The 15,789-nt window shown below is 61.9% G+C and carries 16 protein-coding genes and 3 pseudogenes; 9 read left to right on the plus strand and 10 right to left on the minus strand.

Going from position 1 to position 15,789, the window contains the following annotated elements; genetic code table 11:
- Window positions 1-116: 116 nt before the first annotated feature.
- Window positions 117-950: a taurine dioxygenase gene (tauD, locus tag P3T43_RS17975; RefSeq protein WP_429282388.1), complete on the plus strand. Its 834-nt coding sequence runs from the start codon at window positions 117-119 to the stop codon at window positions 948-950.
- An 82-nt stretch (window positions 951-1,032) separates the two neighbouring features.
- A complete protein-coding gene (locus tag P3T43_RS17980) occupies window positions 1,033-1,134 on the plus strand; it encodes an SDR family oxidoreductase (protein ID WP_429282389.1) in 102 nt (33 codons plus the stop codon).
- A 22-nt stretch (window positions 1,135-1,156) separates the two neighbouring features.
- Here P3T43_RS17980 and P3T43_RS17985 read toward each other — a convergent pair whose 3' ends face one another.
- Window positions 1,157-2,101, minus strand: a complete 945-nt coding sequence (locus P3T43_RS17985) for a LysR substrate-binding domain-containing protein (RefSeq protein ID WP_429282390.1) — start codon at window positions 2,099-2,101, stop codon at window positions 1,157-1,159.
- A 178-nt stretch (window positions 2,102-2,279) separates the two neighbouring features.
- Here P3T43_RS17985 and P3T43_RS17990 point away from each other — a divergent pair, with 178 nt between their 5' ends.
- From P3T43_RS17990 to P3T43_RS18000, 3 genes are all read left to right on the plus strand, one after another.
- Window positions 2,280-2,978 carry a pirin family protein gene (locus P3T43_RS17990; RefSeq protein WP_429282391.1) on the plus strand — a complete coding sequence of 233 codons (699 nt, stop codon included), beginning with the start codon at window positions 2,280-2,282 and terminating at the stop codon, window positions 2,976-2,978.
- 47 nt (window positions 2,979-3,025) lie between these two features.
- Window positions 3,026-3,448, plus strand: coding sequence for a DoxX family protein (locus P3T43_RS17995; protein WP_429282392.1), 423 nt, complete (start codon window positions 3,026-3,028; stop codon window positions 3,446-3,448).
- Window positions 3,449-3,538: 90 nt separating this feature from the next.
- Window positions 3,539-4,390 (plus strand): pirin family protein, encoded by an 852-nt coding sequence (locus P3T43_RS18000; protein ID WP_429282393.1) that lies wholly within the window; start codon window positions 3,539-3,541, stop codon window positions 4,388-4,390.
- A 128-nt stretch (window positions 4,391-4,518) separates the two neighbouring features.
- On the opposite strand, the pseudogene P3T43_RS18005 reads toward P3T43_RS18000, so the two are convergent.
- The 3 genes and pseudogenes from P3T43_RS18005 to P3T43_RS18015 form a co-directional block, all read right to left on the minus strand.
- Window positions 4,519-4,920 (minus strand): annotated as a pseudogene (locus P3T43_RS18005) (CorA family divalent cation transporter); the annotation flags it as partial.
- A pseudogene (locus P3T43_RS18010) lies at window positions 4,884-5,561 on the minus strand (polyphosphate kinase 2); the annotation flags it as partial. The pseudogenes P3T43_RS18005 and P3T43_RS18010, both read right to left, overlap by 37 nt.
- 367 nt (window positions 5,562-5,928) lie before the next feature.
- On the minus strand, window positions 5,929-6,297 hold the full coding sequence (locus tag P3T43_RS18015; protein ID WP_429282394.1) for an NUDIX hydrolase: 369 nt from the start codon (window positions 6,295-6,297) through the stop codon (window positions 5,929-5,931).
- Window positions 6,298-6,536: 239 nt separating this feature from the next.
- On the opposite strand from P3T43_RS18015, the gene P3T43_RS18020 reads away from it, so the two are divergent.
- Entirely contained in the window at window positions 6,537-7,472 is a 936-nt protein-coding gene (locus tag P3T43_RS18020) for a CHAD domain-containing protein (RefSeq protein WP_429282395.1), read from the plus strand.
- Between the two features lie 113 nt (window positions 7,473-7,585).
- Here the strand turns inward: P3T43_RS18020 and P3T43_RS18025 are convergent.
- Window positions 7,586-8,347 (minus strand): annotated as a pseudogene (locus tag P3T43_RS18025) (SDR family oxidoreductase).
- A gap of 381 nt (window positions 8,348-8,728) precedes the next feature.
- On the opposite strand from P3T43_RS18025, the gene P3T43_RS18030 reads away from it, so the two are divergent.
- Both P3T43_RS18030 and P3T43_RS18035 read left to right on the plus strand, forming a co-directional pair.
- Window positions 8,729-9,100: a YciI family protein gene (locus tag P3T43_RS18030; protein WP_429282396.1), complete on the plus strand. Its 372-nt coding sequence runs from the start codon at window positions 8,729-8,731 to the stop codon at window positions 9,098-9,100.
- Complete coding sequence (locus tag P3T43_RS18035) at window positions 9,097-10,365, plus strand: RNA polymerase sigma factor (RefSeq protein ID WP_429282397.1); 1,269 nt, start codon at window positions 9,097-9,099, stop codon at window positions 10,363-10,365. The genes P3T43_RS18030 and P3T43_RS18035 overlap by 4 nt, the downstream gene beginning before the upstream one ends.
- Here P3T43_RS18035 and P3T43_RS18040 read toward each other — a convergent pair.
- From P3T43_RS18040 to P3T43_RS18060, 5 genes are all read right to left on the minus strand, one after another.
- A complete protein-coding gene (locus P3T43_RS18040; RefSeq protein ID WP_429282398.1) occupies window positions 10,348-11,382 on the minus strand; it encodes a fatty acid desaturase in 1,035 nt (344 codons plus the stop codon). The genes P3T43_RS18035 and P3T43_RS18040 overlap by 18 nt on opposite strands.
- Window positions 11,383-11,537: 155 nt before the next feature.
- Window positions 11,538-12,296 carry a CDP-diacylglycerol diphosphatase gene (locus P3T43_RS18045; protein WP_429282399.1) on the minus strand — a complete coding sequence of 253 codons (759 nt, stop codon included), beginning with the start codon at window positions 12,294-12,296 and terminating at the stop codon, window positions 11,538-11,540.
- A complete protein-coding gene (iaaH, locus tag P3T43_RS18050; RefSeq protein ID WP_429282400.1) occupies window positions 12,296-13,750 on the minus strand; it encodes an indoleacetamide hydrolase in 1,455 nt (484 codons plus the stop codon). Before iaaH ends, P3T43_RS18045 begins: the two co-directional genes overlap by 1 nt.
- A 103-nt stretch (window positions 13,751-13,853) precedes the next feature.
- Entirely contained in the window at window positions 13,854-14,072 is a 219-nt protein-coding gene (locus P3T43_RS18055; protein WP_429282401.1) for a transcriptional regulator, read from the minus strand.
- 289 nt (window positions 14,073-14,361) lie between these two features.
- Window positions 14,362-15,015 (minus strand): NADPH-dependent FMN reductase, encoded by a 654-nt coding sequence (locus P3T43_RS18060; RefSeq protein ID WP_429282402.1) that lies wholly within the window; start codon window positions 15,013-15,015, stop codon window positions 14,362-14,364.
- A gap of 472 nt (window positions 15,016-15,487) precedes the next feature.
- On the opposite strand from P3T43_RS18060, the gene P3T43_RS18065 reads away from it, so the two are divergent.
- Window positions 15,488-15,787 carry a hypothetical protein gene (locus P3T43_RS18065; protein WP_429282403.1) on the plus strand — a complete coding sequence of 100 codons (300 nt, stop codon included), beginning with the start codon at window positions 15,488-15,490 and terminating at the stop codon, window positions 15,785-15,787.
- The last annotated feature ends 2 nt before the right edge of the window (window positions 15,788-15,789 follow it).

A 15,789-nucleotide genomic window follows, 5' to 3' on the forward strand; every position in this document is an offset into this window, starting at 1 on the left:
GATCTGCCGGAAGTTTCTAAGTAAATGATTTCTTGTTGGTTGGGTTTGCGTCGATTTGTGCAGAAAATGTGCGTTGGTTACGCAGCCGAAGCATCGGTGCTTTGAAGGAGTAGGGAGTGAGTTTGAATTTCATCCGTCTGACGCCGGCGCTCGGTGCGTTGGTGGAGGGTATCGATCTGGCACAACCCGTCGATAAGGACACGCGGGACGAGATCCGGACAGCGTTGGCGCACCATCAGGTACTGTTTTTTCGCAACCAGCGCATCAGCCCACGACAACAGCGCGATTTCGCTGGGCAATTTGGCGACCTGCACACGCATCCCATCTATCCGCAACACCCTGAGGCGAGTGAGATCATGGTGCTGGATACCGACGCGCTCGACCTCAAAGACAATGCCGTCTGGCACACCGACGTGACATTCACGCAGACCCCTCCGCTGGGCGGTGTGCTTGCCGCGCGTCAGTTGCCGGAAAGCGGCGGCGACACGCTGTGGGCGAGCAGCTTTGCGGCGTACGACGCGCTATCCGGGAGGATGAAGGCTTTGCTGGAAGGGCTGACTGCAACGCACGATTTCACCAAGAACTTCCCGCTCAAACGTTTCGGTCTCACCGAATCGGACCGGCAGCGTTGGGATGAGACGCGGCTCAAGAACCCGCCGTTGAGTCATCCGGTGGTCCGAACCCATCCGGAAAGCGGGCGCAAGGGCCTGTTCGTCAACGAGGGTTTCACCACCGAGATCGACGATTTACCGGAAGAAGAGGGTAAGGCGTTGCTCAACTTCCTGTTTGCGCACCAGTCGCGCCCGGAATTCAGCGTACGCTGGCGCTGGGCATTGGGCGACGTGGCGTTCTGGGACAACCGTTCTACCAGCCACTACGCACTCGACGACTACCGTCCCGCGCGACGTGTCATGCACCGCGCCACCATTCTCGGCGACAAGCCTTATTGAACTGCCCTGCGCGATCATGCTCGCGGGACACACGCGGGCGCGTGTCCTATGCGGCGCGCTGATGATCAGCGCGCAAGCCTCAATGAATGCGCTTGCGGCCGCCGCGGAATGGCTGCTGTCGGATCGGTCCTCGCTCGTCACGGGCGCTGTGCTCGCCGTGGACGGTGGTTTTCTCGCTGCATAACGCATTTCGTCTGGATACCTTGTCACTGTGGTTGTTGCCGGTGGCCACTCTGCCGCTGGCGACCCAGATCCTCGAATCCCGCAACGAGCGCATCGAGCAACTGACGCACGGCTGGGACCATGCCCCGGCGCGTGGGGAAGATCGCGTGCACGAGCCCCGGCGTGCTGGACAGCCCTGGCAGCAGGTGCTGCAGGCGGCCCCTCTGAAGATCCGCCTCGACCAGTTCCCTTGGCAGCATGGCCACGCCAACGCCTGCTATTGCCGCGACCCGAAGGCTCGCCAGGTCGTCGGTCGCGAGGCGCGGTTGATGCGTCCATGGTGTCACGCGCCCTTCGGCGTCGACCAGATTCCAGACGAAGCGCTCGCTGCTGCTCGCCATCGAAAGGGTGGGCCACGCCTGCACGGAATCGATCGAGGTGGGCACCGGATGACGCGCCGCCAACGCGGGGCTGGCCACCAGAATGTGGATCGACAGGCCCAACTGGCGCACCGCGAGATCGGTGTTCTCCAACGGCGGAAGCCTGACGCGGATGGCAAAGTCCAAACCTTCCTCGACGACATCCACGCGGCGGTTGGTGGCATCCAGCAGCACCTGGACATCGGGATTGTCCTGTACGAACCGCGCGATGATCGTGGAGATGCCGGACTCCAGTAAGGCCACAGGGCAGGCAATACGGACGGTGCCCTGGGGCCTCGAGCGCGTGCGGTCCACGATATCTTTGGCGGCCTTTGCTTCCGCCACCAGCGCAAGGCAGTGCTGGTGGAACTGCCGACCGGTCTCCGTCAAAGACAGGCTGCGGCTGGTGCGATTGAGCAGGCGGACGCCAAGTTCCTCCTCCAGAGCGCGAATGCGCCGGCTGAGTTTCGACGTCTGCAGGCCGAGGCTGCGCGCGGCGGCCGTGAAGCTTCCTCGCTCGACCACCTCTGCGAAGAACCGAAGATCGTTGAGATCAGTGATGGCGTTCATGCAGCGTTGAACTCCTTCTTATCGTTCTATCTGCGGCAACGATGCGTTTCAGTATAGGAGATAGGCACGGGTTCGTTGCGAATATAGCATCCGTCTCATCGCTCGAACCCACGCTGTCTTTGACGGGTGGCGCAGCGCATCAGCGTTGCAGTGGCGATGGCGGGAAACGGAGACGGACATGCTCACACACAGGCGGTGGAAATCATTGGACCGGGCGGATCTCGGCTGGCTGCGCGCGAAGCACCATTTCGCAGTCGGCGCCGATGGCAATCCCGCGCACGCCGCGCTGGGTCCGCTGATCGTCTGGAACGACGACGAGATCGCACTGGGCAGCGGTTTCCCCATGCACGGGCACCGTGACATGGAAATCATCACGTATGTGCGTCAGGGCCTGCTTGGGCATCGGGATACTTTGGGATCCGAAGGAACCATAAAAGCAGGCGATGTTCAGGTGATGAGTGCCGGAACGGGCATACGTCACGCGGAATTCAACCGCGGCGAGGTGCCGCTCAAGCTCTTTCAGATCTGGCTGCGGCCGCGTGAAACGGGTGGCGAGCCCGCCTGGGACACGAGGCCATTTCCAAAAGACGACCGCTCAGGACGATTCGTGGTCCTTGCCAGCGGATTCGCGAGCGATGACGCGGCGCTTCCTGTTCGCGCCGATGCGCGCGTGCTCGGCGCGCTGCTAAAGACAGGCGAAAGCACTCAGTACGAACTAGGTCCAGCACGTCGTGCATACCTCGTCGTCGCCTCCGGGCGCATTGAAGTCAACGGCGAACCGGTTGGGCCGCTGGACGGCGTGGCGATCACGCAGGTCGCCGCGGTACAGATTTCCGCTCTTGAAGATTCTGAGCTGGTGATGGTGGACGCCAGCTAACCCCTTTTTTGTTGTCCACCTACGCACATTCATTTCTGGAGCTCGTAATGGAACGCTTTAAATTTCTTCCGCTGTTGGGCCGCATTCTGATTGGCGCACCGTTTGTTATGAGCGGGCTGGGCAAACTCGCCGCGTATGGTGCGACGGTTGGCTATATTGCGGCGATGGGGCTGCCCGTGCCGCCTCTCGCGTTTGTCATTGCCGTGCTGACCGAACTGGGCGGCGGCCTGCTGCTGCTGTCGGGCTACCGGGCGCGGACCGTGTCGTTGGCGATGGCAGTCTTTTGTGTCGTGACGGCGATGTTCTTTCATCACAACTTCGCGGATCAAAACCAGATGATCCACTTCCTGAAGAACGTGATGATGGCCGGCGGCCTGCTGCAGATCACTTATTTCGGTGCTGGCGCGCTAAGCCTGGATGCACGTGCGCGGCGTACCGCGACGGGCGTCTCGGCGCTGAATGCGAGCTAGGAAGACAGACTCGTCGAGACGATCGTCAGCCTGATCCGGCGGGCGATTGTGCATTCATTCAGTAATGCAGAAGATGGAGCATGGCTCGATATGAAAACAACTGCCCTAACCACCAGTCCGTTGAGAGACGGCAAAGCGATTGTCGCCCGCACGGCGGGTCGGCAACACGGTCCCGTCAAGCGGCTGGTCAGCCCGTCCGACCTGGGAGCGCTGCTAAAACCTTTTGTCTTTCTCGACTACTTCGATAGTTCGGTGGAAGCGGAGATGCGGTTTTCCATGCATCCGCACTCCGGCCTGGCCACGACCACCGTGCTGCTGGAAGGCGAAGTCGAGTATGAGGACACGACAGGCGCATCAGGGATCATGCCCGCCGGCGGCGTCGAGTGGATGAATGCGGGGAGGGGCGTGTGGCACGATGGCCGCGCACGAGGCGACGGTCCGGTGCGCGGTTTCCAGCTATGGATCGCGCTGCCGCCCGAACTGGAATTGGCCGAGCCCCGTAGTCAGTATTTATCGGGGAACGAGATCCCTCATGTCGGTCCGGCCCGCGTTATCCTGGGGCGATATGAAAACGCTGAAAGCCCGGTGCCCGCACCCTCGGACATCAACTATCTGCTCGTGCGGCTTTCGGCTGGCGAGCGGTGGCAATACACGCCACCGGCTGGCCATAGCGTCGCCTGGCTGAGTGTTCAACGCGGCGCACTGCGCGTCGGTGACGAAGGTATCACCAACGAACTGGTCGTGTTTGACGGGTCTGACGACGTTTTGGCCTTTACCGCCGAGGAAGACACGGAGTTCGTGCTCGGCTCAGCGGTCCCGCATCTGCACACTCTCGTGCTCGGCTACTACTCGGTTCATACGTCAGCCGAGGCGTTGCGTACGGGCGAGGCCCGGATCATGGAGATTGGGACGCAACTGCGTCGCCGTGGCCGCATCGGGTGATCGGCGGCAGGCGGTTTGGGCAGGATGGGTGATATTGGCGATTGCGTCGCGGCCTCCGGCATCTCACGGAGCGAAATGTTTCCAGGTTGGGACACCACGAACATCTGATTACACGGCTGCGACGCGCTTTACATCCAGCCCGCTTTCCGGAAGCGCCGGAAGAGAAGGGCGTCGATCATGACCATCACCGCAATGCAGGCGGGATAACCGAACTGCCAGTGCAACTCAGGGATTTCCTGAAAATTCATTCCGTAGATACCGGCGATCATGGTCGGCACGGCAAATAGCGCAGCGAATGACCCCAGCCGCTTGGTCACTTCGTTCTCGGCGAGCGAGATCATCCCAAGGTTGACCTGAACCGCAGTCACGACCATTTCACGGCGTCCTTCGATGGTTCGCACAATCCGCTCGAGATGATCGAAGAGGTCGCGGAAATAGGCCTGCATGCCTGCGCATACTTTCGGTACGCGACCGCCTGTCAGCTTACCGATGCCCTTCTGAAACGATTCGACATGGTGCTGAAATTCCACTGCTTGAGCGGATCTTGAACCCGTGCCTGGAAACGCATTTCCTGTTCGTCGTCCGTGATCGAGAACCAGTACTTGATGATCTGGATGCCGCTGCGAACCAACATTCGTTCGAACTCAGGGACCGAGCGAGAAAACTCTTCGTACTCTTCATCAGTGCAGAATCCCATGACGCGTTCCACTCCCGCGCGGTTGTACCAACTGCGATCGAACAGCACGATCTCACCGCCTGCCGGTAAATGTTGCGTATAACGCTGGAAATACCATTAGGTGCGCTCACGGTTATTGGGTGCGGGTAGCGCCACGACGCGGCATACGCGCGGATTCAGCCGTTGTGTGATCCGTTTGATCACGCCGCCCTTGCCGGCGGCGTCCCGTCCTTCAAAGATCACTACCATCCGGTAACCGGTGTGCTGAACCCAGTCCTGCAGCTTCACCAGTTCGCCCTGCAAGCGGAAGAGCTCCCGGAAATAGAGTCTGCGTGAAACGCGCGCGTCCTCGATAAGGTCCGTGACGCCGTCCTGGCGGCGATCGTCCACCTCCAGTTCAAGTTCTTCATCGTAGGCATCAATGAGGTCTGCCTGAAGGCGACGTTGTCGCTCGGCAAGCGCTTCGGTGTCAACGGCTTGATAGATCTCAGTCATGGCGGTTCTCCTGGGCAACGCGGTGAGTTGCACGCGCCCTCGCTGGCCGCGTCGACAGGACCATCATCCGACTGCAACATGGCATTCACATTACTCGGACCCGACACTCGAGAAACTTTTGATCGAGGCGATCTGCGCAGAAGTTCGGGGTGCGGATCGAGGTGGCCAGCAGACTGCTTCCGTGACGTATTCGCAGGGGGCGTAGTGTGATTTTCTATCATCATTTTCCACTTTCGACTTCGCGGTGCGATGCGCGAGCGCATTTGTGGACGGCGATCCATTGCCGCACTCGCCATTCCAGGCCGCAAATGGCCGACTGCTCAGGTTGCTGCCGGTTGGGCATGCACCTCTCGCGCTGGATGCCCGGCTACTTCCTGCGACGTTGACTCATGAGCTTCACGATGTCGGTCGTCGGCCCACTGGTCATGAGGCCACGAATGTCATCGAGGTGAACCCAGCGACACTCGGCTATTTCGTTGCTGGGGCGAGCTTTCGCGCGATTCGAGATTTCGCAGGCAAACACGTGATGGTGTTTCTGCTTGCCGCGGAGATCGAACAGATACTTGGCTGATTTGCCCGAAAGCCGCGTTTCTTCCTTGAGCTCCCGAAGCGCGGCGTGCGAGAGATGTTCTCCCCGCTTCAAAATCCCGCCCGGCAATGCCCATTTCGACTGACTGCGTGTGACGAGGAGGATGCGTTTTCCTCTGCGACAGATCACGGTGGCACGTTTTTTCAAACCCTACTCCCAGATATTTTCGAGGCGCGCGCGACGCGCCAGCGTGTCAGACAGTGATAGACGGAGCCAAGCTTCCTAATATAGAACACCGGACGCCCGGCGACGTGGTGAATTGCGGGCGAAATTTGTACGAAACATCAAGAGACGATTCATCAAATCGTCACAAAAATGGTGGCGCACGAATATCGACGTGGTAATGTCTTGGCGAAACATATCCCTCTGTCCCACCTGAGGCTGAAATGGATCTGGATGGTGACTGGCCGTTACCCCGGCCAAACACTCGCTTCAAAGTCAACCGGCGGCCGGCCGGTTCGTCGCTCACCAAATCGAGCACCATTGCCGATACCTTCTCATCGCTGGCGACGCCGGTGATAGCCGAGGCCTTGCAAAGGTCGAAAGCGTTATCCACCCAAAGCGATGCCGAGGGATTTCATCAACTTCGAATCGCCTTCAGAAGGCTTCGTGCGCTTTACTGGGCTTACTCGCCCTACCTCGGAGAGGACGTTGCCACGCAAGCCACCGAAGAACTCCGGCGTCTCGCCGCGGTGGCAGGTGGGACGCGTGACTGGGACATTGCCGGCGATCTCCTGAAAGCCGCACAGGAGTCCGGCGCATCGATCGAACCGCTCGTAGCAGCCGTGCGACAGAAGCGTGCGGAGGCGGTGGTGGATAGCCAGGCCGTGATCCAAAGCGCTGATGTCGAGGCGTTCTTGACGGATGTCTCGCTTCGCGCGCAAACCATGCTGCAATCGCGTTGCAGCGATCTACCCATCCGGGCCTTTGCAAGGAAGCGGGTTCGCCTGGCACAGCGCACGCTGCAAAAGCGAAGCAGGCGTGCGGCACGGAGTGAGACTACCCACGAGGAAGACCTGCACGACGTTCGAAAGGCCGGCAAGAAGCTGCGGTATCTGCTCGAGTTTTTTCAGCCTGTCCTCAAGGATAGGCACGATCGCACGATCAAGGATTTGACGACGGTGCAGAACAAGCTGGGGACGTTCAACGACATCGCGGCAAGCGAGACGCTGATTCGTAACGCGTCGTTCAACGACGTTCCGGCCGGAGTTGTGCAGGAATCGCTGCAATGGTTGGAGGAGCAGAAGTACCGACGAATGCTTGCAGCGTCACGGCAGGTCCGGGCTGTGGCTGACGCAGGCTGGTGCGATCAGGAGCGCTGAGGTGCGGTGACGCAGCGTCGAACGAGACACCGAAAGAACCGGGCATGGGCTTACCGCGCGTTCGCGCGGCGTCACCGATGATTTGCAGCCCTGAAGATGCCGTCCTCGAACGCTCATGTGCGCGTAATCGAGGTCCCGCCGTCGACCAGTGAAGCCGTACCTGTCACAAAGGACGAATCGTCGGAAGCGAGGTAGAGCGCCGAGCGCGCAAGCTCTTCCGGCTTCGCGACGCGCTTGGGCGCGTGCAGACCGTCACGAATGTCTGCGATTCGGCCGTATCGTTCATACCGCGATACATTTCCGTGTCCACTGCGCCCGGCACAATCGCGTTGACACGCACGCCTTGCGGGCCATATTCAGCCGCGAGCGTTTGCGTTAGTCCGATCAGTCCGGCTTTGCTCGCCGGATAGGCGGCCGTCCCCGGGAACGCGAACGAGTAGCCGACGAAGGTCGAGGTGAAGATGATCGACCCACCGCCGTGCTTGATCATTTCAGGGATCCGATGCTTGGCGCCGAGAAACGCGCTCGTCAGATTGGTGGCCAGCGTGGCTGACCAGCCTGCTTCCGAAACCTCGGTGGACGGACCCATTTCACCGAGCGTGCCCGCATTGTTGTACGCGATGTCGAGAGGCCGAAGCGGCTGACGGCGAGGGCGACCAGCGCCTTGGCGAATGCTTCGGATTACACATCTCCTGCCAGCGAAACAGCCGCCCGCCGTCGCGAGCGATCTCGGCTACGAGCGCGTCGAGTTCAGCTTCGCGGCGTGCCGCCACCACGATTTTTGCGCCCTTTGCGGCGAACAATCGTGCGGCAGCACGACCGATGCCTGCGCTGGCTCCAGTGACGATGGCGACTTTTCCTGTCAAGCGGTGCATGTTCAATCTCCTGTTTCTTCGCGGGTCGATGCCCAATGCGTCGACCCCTCAGAACGCACTATAGAATTCCGTTCCGAATACAGAAAGACCAAAAATGCGGGGATATCATTTAGTTTTCTTGAATGATCGCGGCGCAATATGGACCGGTTGCGCGTAGAGTGGTCGGCAAAGGGATCACTGGAATCGTCGGACACTTCTTCTCAAACATTTTTTGATCGAGGTTGGGACGCTGGAAGCCAGATATCCTCGACGACAGGGTCCCAATCCGTGCGGAAAGCGGTATTTATTCAACGTCACCTGTCCGTTAGCACGCGCCCCGAGCGTCATTGTGATGGCGGCCCAATTCGATCCAACCGCCTTAACCTCATGACGGAGACTCAAATGCAATACCTGTTGATGATCTATTCGGAAGAAAACGGCTGGAACCAGATGACCGATAGCGAGCGGCAGCAAGGGGTCGCCGCGTATCAGGCGTACACCGAATCGCTGAAAAAAGCGGAGGTGCTGGTGGGCGCCAACCGGCTGCAACACACGAGCATGGCTACCAAGGTACGGCTCGTCGACGGCAAGCCGCAGGTGCTTGACGGACCGTATTCCGATTCGAAGGAGCAGCTCGCCGGTTACTACCTGATCGACGTGCCCAACCTGGACGCGGCGATCGCGTGGGCGTCGCGGTGTCCCGGCGCGGCGCACGGCCTCATGGAAGTGCGCCCGGTCTGGACGGCCCCCTACGACGCGCCTTCTGTTGCATGAGTCCTTCCGGCGGCGGCCCTGACGCTGGCGCCGCCGCGCATGCGACCGCCGAGGCGGTCGCTCGCCGCAGTTACGGCAAGCTCGTCGCGTTGCTGGCGATGCGCACGCGCGACGTCGCCGCCGCCGAGGACGCGCTGGCCGACGCGTTTGCGGCCGCCCTCGCGGACTGGCCCACGCGAGGCTGCCCCGCGAATCCCGAGGCGTGGCTCATGACGGTTGCGCGCCGCCGGGCGCTCGATGGCGTGCGTCATCGGCGTATCGGCGACGAAGTGGCGAACCAGCTCGCGATCCTCGCCGACGAGATCGACGAGCGTGAAGCAGGTCTGTTGCCCGACCGGCGGCTTGCCCTGCTGTTCGCGTGCACGCACCCTGCGCTCGAGGCCGCGATTCGCACGCCGCTGATGCTGCAAGTGGTGCTAGGGCTCGAAGCCAGGACGATCGCCTCCGCGTTCCTGATGTCGCCTGCCGCGATGAGCAAGCGCCTCGTGCGGGCGAAGAACAAGATCCGCGAAGCGCGCATCCCATTCAGCGTACCGGAACGCGAGGAGCTTCCCGGCCGGCTCGCAGCGGTGCTGGAAGCCGTCTACGCGGTGTATGCGCAGGGCTGGAGCGATCCGGTCGGCGGCGATACCGAGCAGCGCGATCTCGTCGCAGAAGCGTTATTCCTGGCACACCTGCTTGTCGAACTGATGCCCGAGGAGCCAGAGACGCTGGGTCTGCTCGCGCTGATGCTGTACGCACAGGCACGCCGCGATGCGCGACGCGATGCGGCCGGCGACTACGTGCCGCTGTCGGCTCAGGACCCGGTGACTTGGAATACGCCGATGATCGACGCAGCCAATGCATTGCTGCGGCGTGCTAACGCATTTAACGCAATCGGACGCTTTCAGCTCGAGGCCGCACTGCAGTCGGCGCACGTTCACCGCTGCCTGACGCGTCGTCCGAACTGGGACGAGCTCGTGCTGCTCTACGATGCGCTGCTCGCGATTGCTGCGTCGCCGGTGGTGGCGGTCAACCGGGCGATCGCGCTGGCGGAACGGGACGGTCCGCAGGCCGCACTCGACGCGCTCGAGCCGTACGCAAACGATCCGCGGCTGGTGGACTACCAGCCGTACTGGGCGGCGCGTGCGGATCTGCTCGCGCGTGCCGGCGTGAGGACGCAAGCGCTTGATGCGTACGATCTCGCGATTGGACTTGAGCGTGATCCGGCCGTGCGCCGGTTCCTGCAGCGCAAGCGCGCCGAACTGTTATCGGCGAAAAGTTAGAGGGGTGCGTTGCGTGTGTGCCCGCAATTTACCCGCAAAGCCGCCGGAAACAGGCAGATCGTTTGGGACGACATCGGACAGATTTCGATGCACCGGGCTGGCTACCGGCGCGAACGCATAACGCTTCAGCCATTCGCCGTAACCTCTCACCACAAAGCCGCCTGAGCGCTCCACGTATTGCTGACGATACGTTTCATAAACTTGCCGAAGTGCGTACCACGGCACATGCGGCAAGTCATGGTGTACTAAATGAAAATTATTGTTGAGGAACAGTACGCGCCAGAACCACGCGGCTTCATTCAGGACGGTACGGTGTTCGACGGCGCCGGCCACGCGATGTTCATGAAACGAGCGGACCGACCCCAGCGACAGGGCGCCGTAACCCACGCCGAGGACAAACAGCCACGCTGGTATTCCACACGCGCTGTGCAGCCACCACACCAGCCCGGCCAGCGACGCGCCATGCGCAACCCACAGCGGCACGTCGCGCCAGTCGCCTCGGGCGACCTTGCGCACGGCATCGAGGTGGGTCGCAGCAATCGCGAAGGCGGGGCCAACCAGCAGTCGCCCGGCGAAGGTGTTGCGCAGCATCAGCAACGCACGGGTCGCGGCACCGGCGCGTCGCCACGTCGTGCTGGTGACGAAGTAACTTTCCGGATCGAGTTCGGGGCGCGTGAGGTGAGGATCGTCGTGGTGCCGCAGATGCGAATCACGATAGATGCCATATGGGAACCAGACCGCCAGCGGCGCGAAGCCGAGTAATCCGTTGAAAAGACGAGAGCGGGTCGGATGGCCGTGCAGCAATTCGTGCTGCAGGGACATGTACCAGGTGCTTAGCAGTGCCAGCAAACCCGTGGTGAGCGGCAGACCGAGACTGCGTGCATGCGTTGCAACGCCGAACCATCCAGCGTAAATCGTGACGATCAACACCCAGGTCGGCCACTCGGTGCGCCAGGTCCAGCTCGCGCTCAGGCGGGCCAGGGCTTTGCGTTGCGTGTCGTCGAGATAGATCGCCATCAGCAGGACAGATAGAGCCGGGTCAGGATTCGGAAAGGCGTCAGGAGACGCGTTAAAGCCGATCCTACGGGGCGTGCTGTCCACGACGAACCATTTTATTGCGCAAAGCATCTGCAAAAATGCGCTTAACCCCGGGTGACGGGGCGTAGCGGGCGCTACTGCGTGTCGGCCAACCGGCAGGCGTGATCGAGCAGGCCTTCTGCGGTGCCGCTACCGTTTTCGACATCGAGGCCGCTATTGAGCACGAGCCAGCCCTCCTGATCGACGGAAGGACCGGCGCCGGTCACGAGGATCGTCTGCGTCGCCATGGCTTGTGGGTCCGGATGATCGCGCGCGACGAGCCGGAATGGGTCGTCCTGCTGCGACAGGCTCGTGACGCGCATGATGCGGTAACGCGCGCCGCCGATCGTTGCCCAATGCCAGTGGTTCGGGGGAAGGTGGCGGTAGGGGGCGAGCGCAGCGATGATGGTCATCTGCATGCAGTCCATATGAATATGCAGTTGCTGCTGCGAGCGGCGGAATTTCGAATTGATTTCGAGTCCAAACTGACCGGCGGAAAGCGGCTGTTTCAGCGATGCTTCCACGACCTTGCGCGAGGCCCAGCCATCCGCCCAGTAATTGGGCGCATCGGCATCCAGTATGCTCGGGCTTTCGATGCCGGTGACACGCTCAGTCGGAATCAGCAGGTGCTGCGTACTCCCGAAGATGTCTTTCAGGATCGCATAATGCTCCGCGAGATTCACACTCGTGCATTGACCTGGCCGTCCCATTGCGCGCGCTTCGGGCACACACTGTCCGCCGACGATCTTCCATAGCGCGTCGGGATCGGCCGCTTCGACCACGGCACAACTGCTCGCAGCGACTGCGACGACGATGAGAGCGGCCACGCGGCCCATGCGATGACGCGCGCTCATCAAAGCGTGGGCGCCGGCAATGCGCCGAGCACCTGTTCAAACGCCACGCCTATCGCCAGCAAGCGCCGGTCGCTGCCGAGCGGGCCGTCGAGTTCGAGGCCAACCGGCAAGCCTTCCGTCGTCAGACCGGCTGGCAGCGACAAGCCGGGAATGCCGGCGTTGCTGCCAGGATCGGTGTTGCGCAGATAGGCGCTCATTTCATCGATGGGCGCATTGCCGTTGATCGACACCGCCGACGAGCCAGCCAGATCGTCGATCGGCACCGCGGCAAGGCGCGTGGTGGGGAACAGCAACGCATCGAGGCGATGCGTGGCAAAGGTCTGCGCATACAACGCCTGAAGCTGTGGCCGCCAGACGGTGAGCGCAGTCTGGTACTGCTGGGCCAGCGGGTCCGCGAGGATCACATCGTAAATGCTGCGCACATCGGGGCTCGCGATGCGCGCAGCCACCTCTGCGAGGGTCTTGACCGGTGCATGGTTGGCCACCAGCCACGCGGGCACGTCGTCGTGCGCCTCGTGGATCGCGACTGCGGAGGCAATCGGGTCGCTCAGATCCAGCAATCCGTCCATCTCGACGTCCACGAAGGTGACACCTGCCGCCTCCAGTTGCGGTAACGCGGCGCGTACGACGTCTTCTAGCGCGTATTCCAGGCCTTCCCATAGCGGAGCAGGCAGGCCGACGCGCAAGCCGTTCAGCGCGACCTCCGGCAGCGGCCCGGCGCCCGTCACGACCGCATCCAGTAGCGCGATGTCGGCGACGCTGCGCGCCATCGGCCCCACGGTATCGCGGGTATGGCTGAGCGGCACCACGGCGTTCGGATCGTGGTAGCGGCGTTCCGCTCCCCCGTCGCCGACCGACGGCCGCAAACCGGCCGTGCCCGTCAAGGCGGCCGGAATGCGGATGGACCCCGCGGTGTCGGTGCCGAGACCCGCCGGCACGATACGCGCGGCGATGGCAACCGCGGTGCCGCCCGACGAGCCGCCTGGAATCAAGCCCGGATCGTACGGATTGCGAACGGGTCCGGCGTGCGTGGCAAAGTTGGTGCTGGTAATGCCCGCGGCCAGTTCGTGCATGTTGGCCTTGCCGAGCACAATGGCGCCGGCGTCGAGCAGGCGTTGCACAGTGGGCGCATTGTCGGGAGGTACGAAGCTTTCCAGCGCAGGCGTGCCCGCCGAGGTCATGAGACCCTGTGTATTGATGTTGTCTTTCACGACGATCGGCAAGCCCGCCAGCGGCAATGCCGCGCGCGCTTCAGGGCTCGCCGCGTCGAGCCGTTGGGCGGCGGCGAGCGCGCCTTCCATGTTGAGCGCGGTCAAGGCGTTGAGGGTGGCCAGTGCTGCGGCGCGCGCCAGTAACGTGGCGATATAGTCCGTGGCTTTGAGCTGGCCAGTCTGGATTGCAGCTACGGCTTGCGTGGCCGTCAAGGCTAACTGTTCGTCGACAGTCCATGTCATGCGTGAGATCTCCTGGTGTGCCCGGTCAGGGGATGCGTAGTTTCGTGAAGCACACCAGGCGGGACGTGCCGCCTATTCTGTCACAGCCGCTTAAATCGCGTCATCACTGATGGCTGTCGACCCACATGCGTCCCCAGCGAAACGCGTAGGCCACTGCATGTTCCGCGTCGAAGAAATAGTCGAGCGCGTCGAACGAGTAAGCGCGGCTCGGGTCTGCAGTGGCTTTGCCGATGGTGAGATTCGCTGCAAACAGCCCATTGGGCAGTTGCTGTGCGACCGGGGCAACTTCGTAACCTTTGTATTGGATAGCTTGTCGATTCATGTTCATGACGATGGTTCTGCCCGCATGCGTTGCAAATGAAGCTGGACGCATAGTGCCGACCGGATGGTGGGCGGGCAGGAACAAGCGTAGGCCGGGCGGCCTCGCGAGTGAACCAATCATTCGTCGCAAGCAAATCACGGCGGACCTGGAACGGTCTTCGCGGATTCGGCTGAGGCGGCCCCGGATGCGTTGAGATCAGTATCGAGTGCGCTGCCTAGCCAGTCTGTTGCTTGGCACACGCTGTGTGCCGCCGTCATGTGGCACGGCGGACACTGTCGTTTTTACGCGCTCAGTTGGCAAGCGTCAGCACGTTGGCTTTGCGTGCTTCGGGGGCTGTGCCCAGATGGCTCGGCGTGAGGTGTGCGCTGAACGCGAGCGCGAACTGCGCGGCCTGCTGGCCGACTGTGGCAAGCTGATCGACCACTTTCGGGTCGGAGCAGCTATCGATGGATTCGAAACGCGTTTCGAGCGTATTGATGCCGGCGCCAAACGGCGTGGGCCAGCCGCGCAAGGCGTGGACAATCGAGCGCAGCGACGTCAGCACGGAACCGGCAGCCTGCCAGCCGTACGCCGTGACGATACAGCCGACCGCGCGGCCATCGAGGTAGGGGCGTTCATCGGCACGTAACTCTTCCAGCGTATCGAGCGCGTTTTTCACGAGGCCGGATACGCCGCCGTGATAACCAGGCGTGGCGATGATCAGCGCGTCGGCCTCGCGCACGGCTTCGATCAGTTCGAGTTGCGCGGCGGTCCGTTGCGGATCTTCGGGCGCGTAATGCGGCAGGCTATGCAGAAACGTGCCGCCGAACAGGCGAGTGCGCGCACCGGCGGCTTCTGCGCCGCGCAGTGCAAAACCGAGGGCACGCTCGGTCGACGACGTCGCTCGCGTCGTGCCGCCAATGCCGATGACGAGCGGCCGGCGATGATGATCGAAACTGGTCAACGAAATGCTCCTTCGGTTACGGCTGCCGGGGGCCGCGCACGGGCTGCGCGCAGGCCCGCCGGCACAATCTGGGCTCGAACCGCCATCTTAGTGACCGATGGCAACGGGACGAAGCGACTTTTCCTTCTAACGTTATACGCCGGGCGGGTTTTCCATGCAGAACGGCGGTGCAATGCACCTGACGCGGACAGGGATAAGCAAAGCGAAAACGGTTGGTTGGAGGCGTGGCGCGTGTGCGGCTAAGATCGGCTGGTCTCCTCCATGACTACTCCTTGACATGGGATTCGGCCCTGTCGTCGCAAGATGACGGGGCCATTTTTTTGCAATGGCGGCCCGCGTTTCTCTGCAGGTTTTTTCACCAGCATCGTTATGGCGACCGTCCAGCCGGGCGACGTCTGCAGAACACCCGCGAATTCCTGCGGGTTATTCGACGCGTTGTCACATGGATCTGGTACACGGAAAGGGACAACCTGTGCAGGAGATCGATGTGAGTACCCGAGTCCCCGAATTGCGCCCCATGATTGCCGCGAAACACCCTTTCGAGAGTTGCTTCGTCGACCTCGGAAATCATTCGGCCGACAAGGCGCTCATTGCGTTGACGCATGCCGTGCATGCCGAGCAACGGGATATGAACGCCTACGACTGGATCACGCAGGCGCTGCCCGGCGCGACCCTCAAGCCGGCGCTGGCTTTTGGCACGGTCGGCGAACTGTATCGGTCCTACACGCGGCCTGCCGAATTTGGCAGACTGAAGGAGGTCTGGCGTTCCTGAGG

Source organism: Paraburkholderia sp. GAS41, assembly GCF_050436545.1.
Taxonomy (GTDB): domain Bacteria; phylum Pseudomonadota; class Gammaproteobacteria; order Burkholderiales; family Burkholderiaceae; genus Paraburkholderia.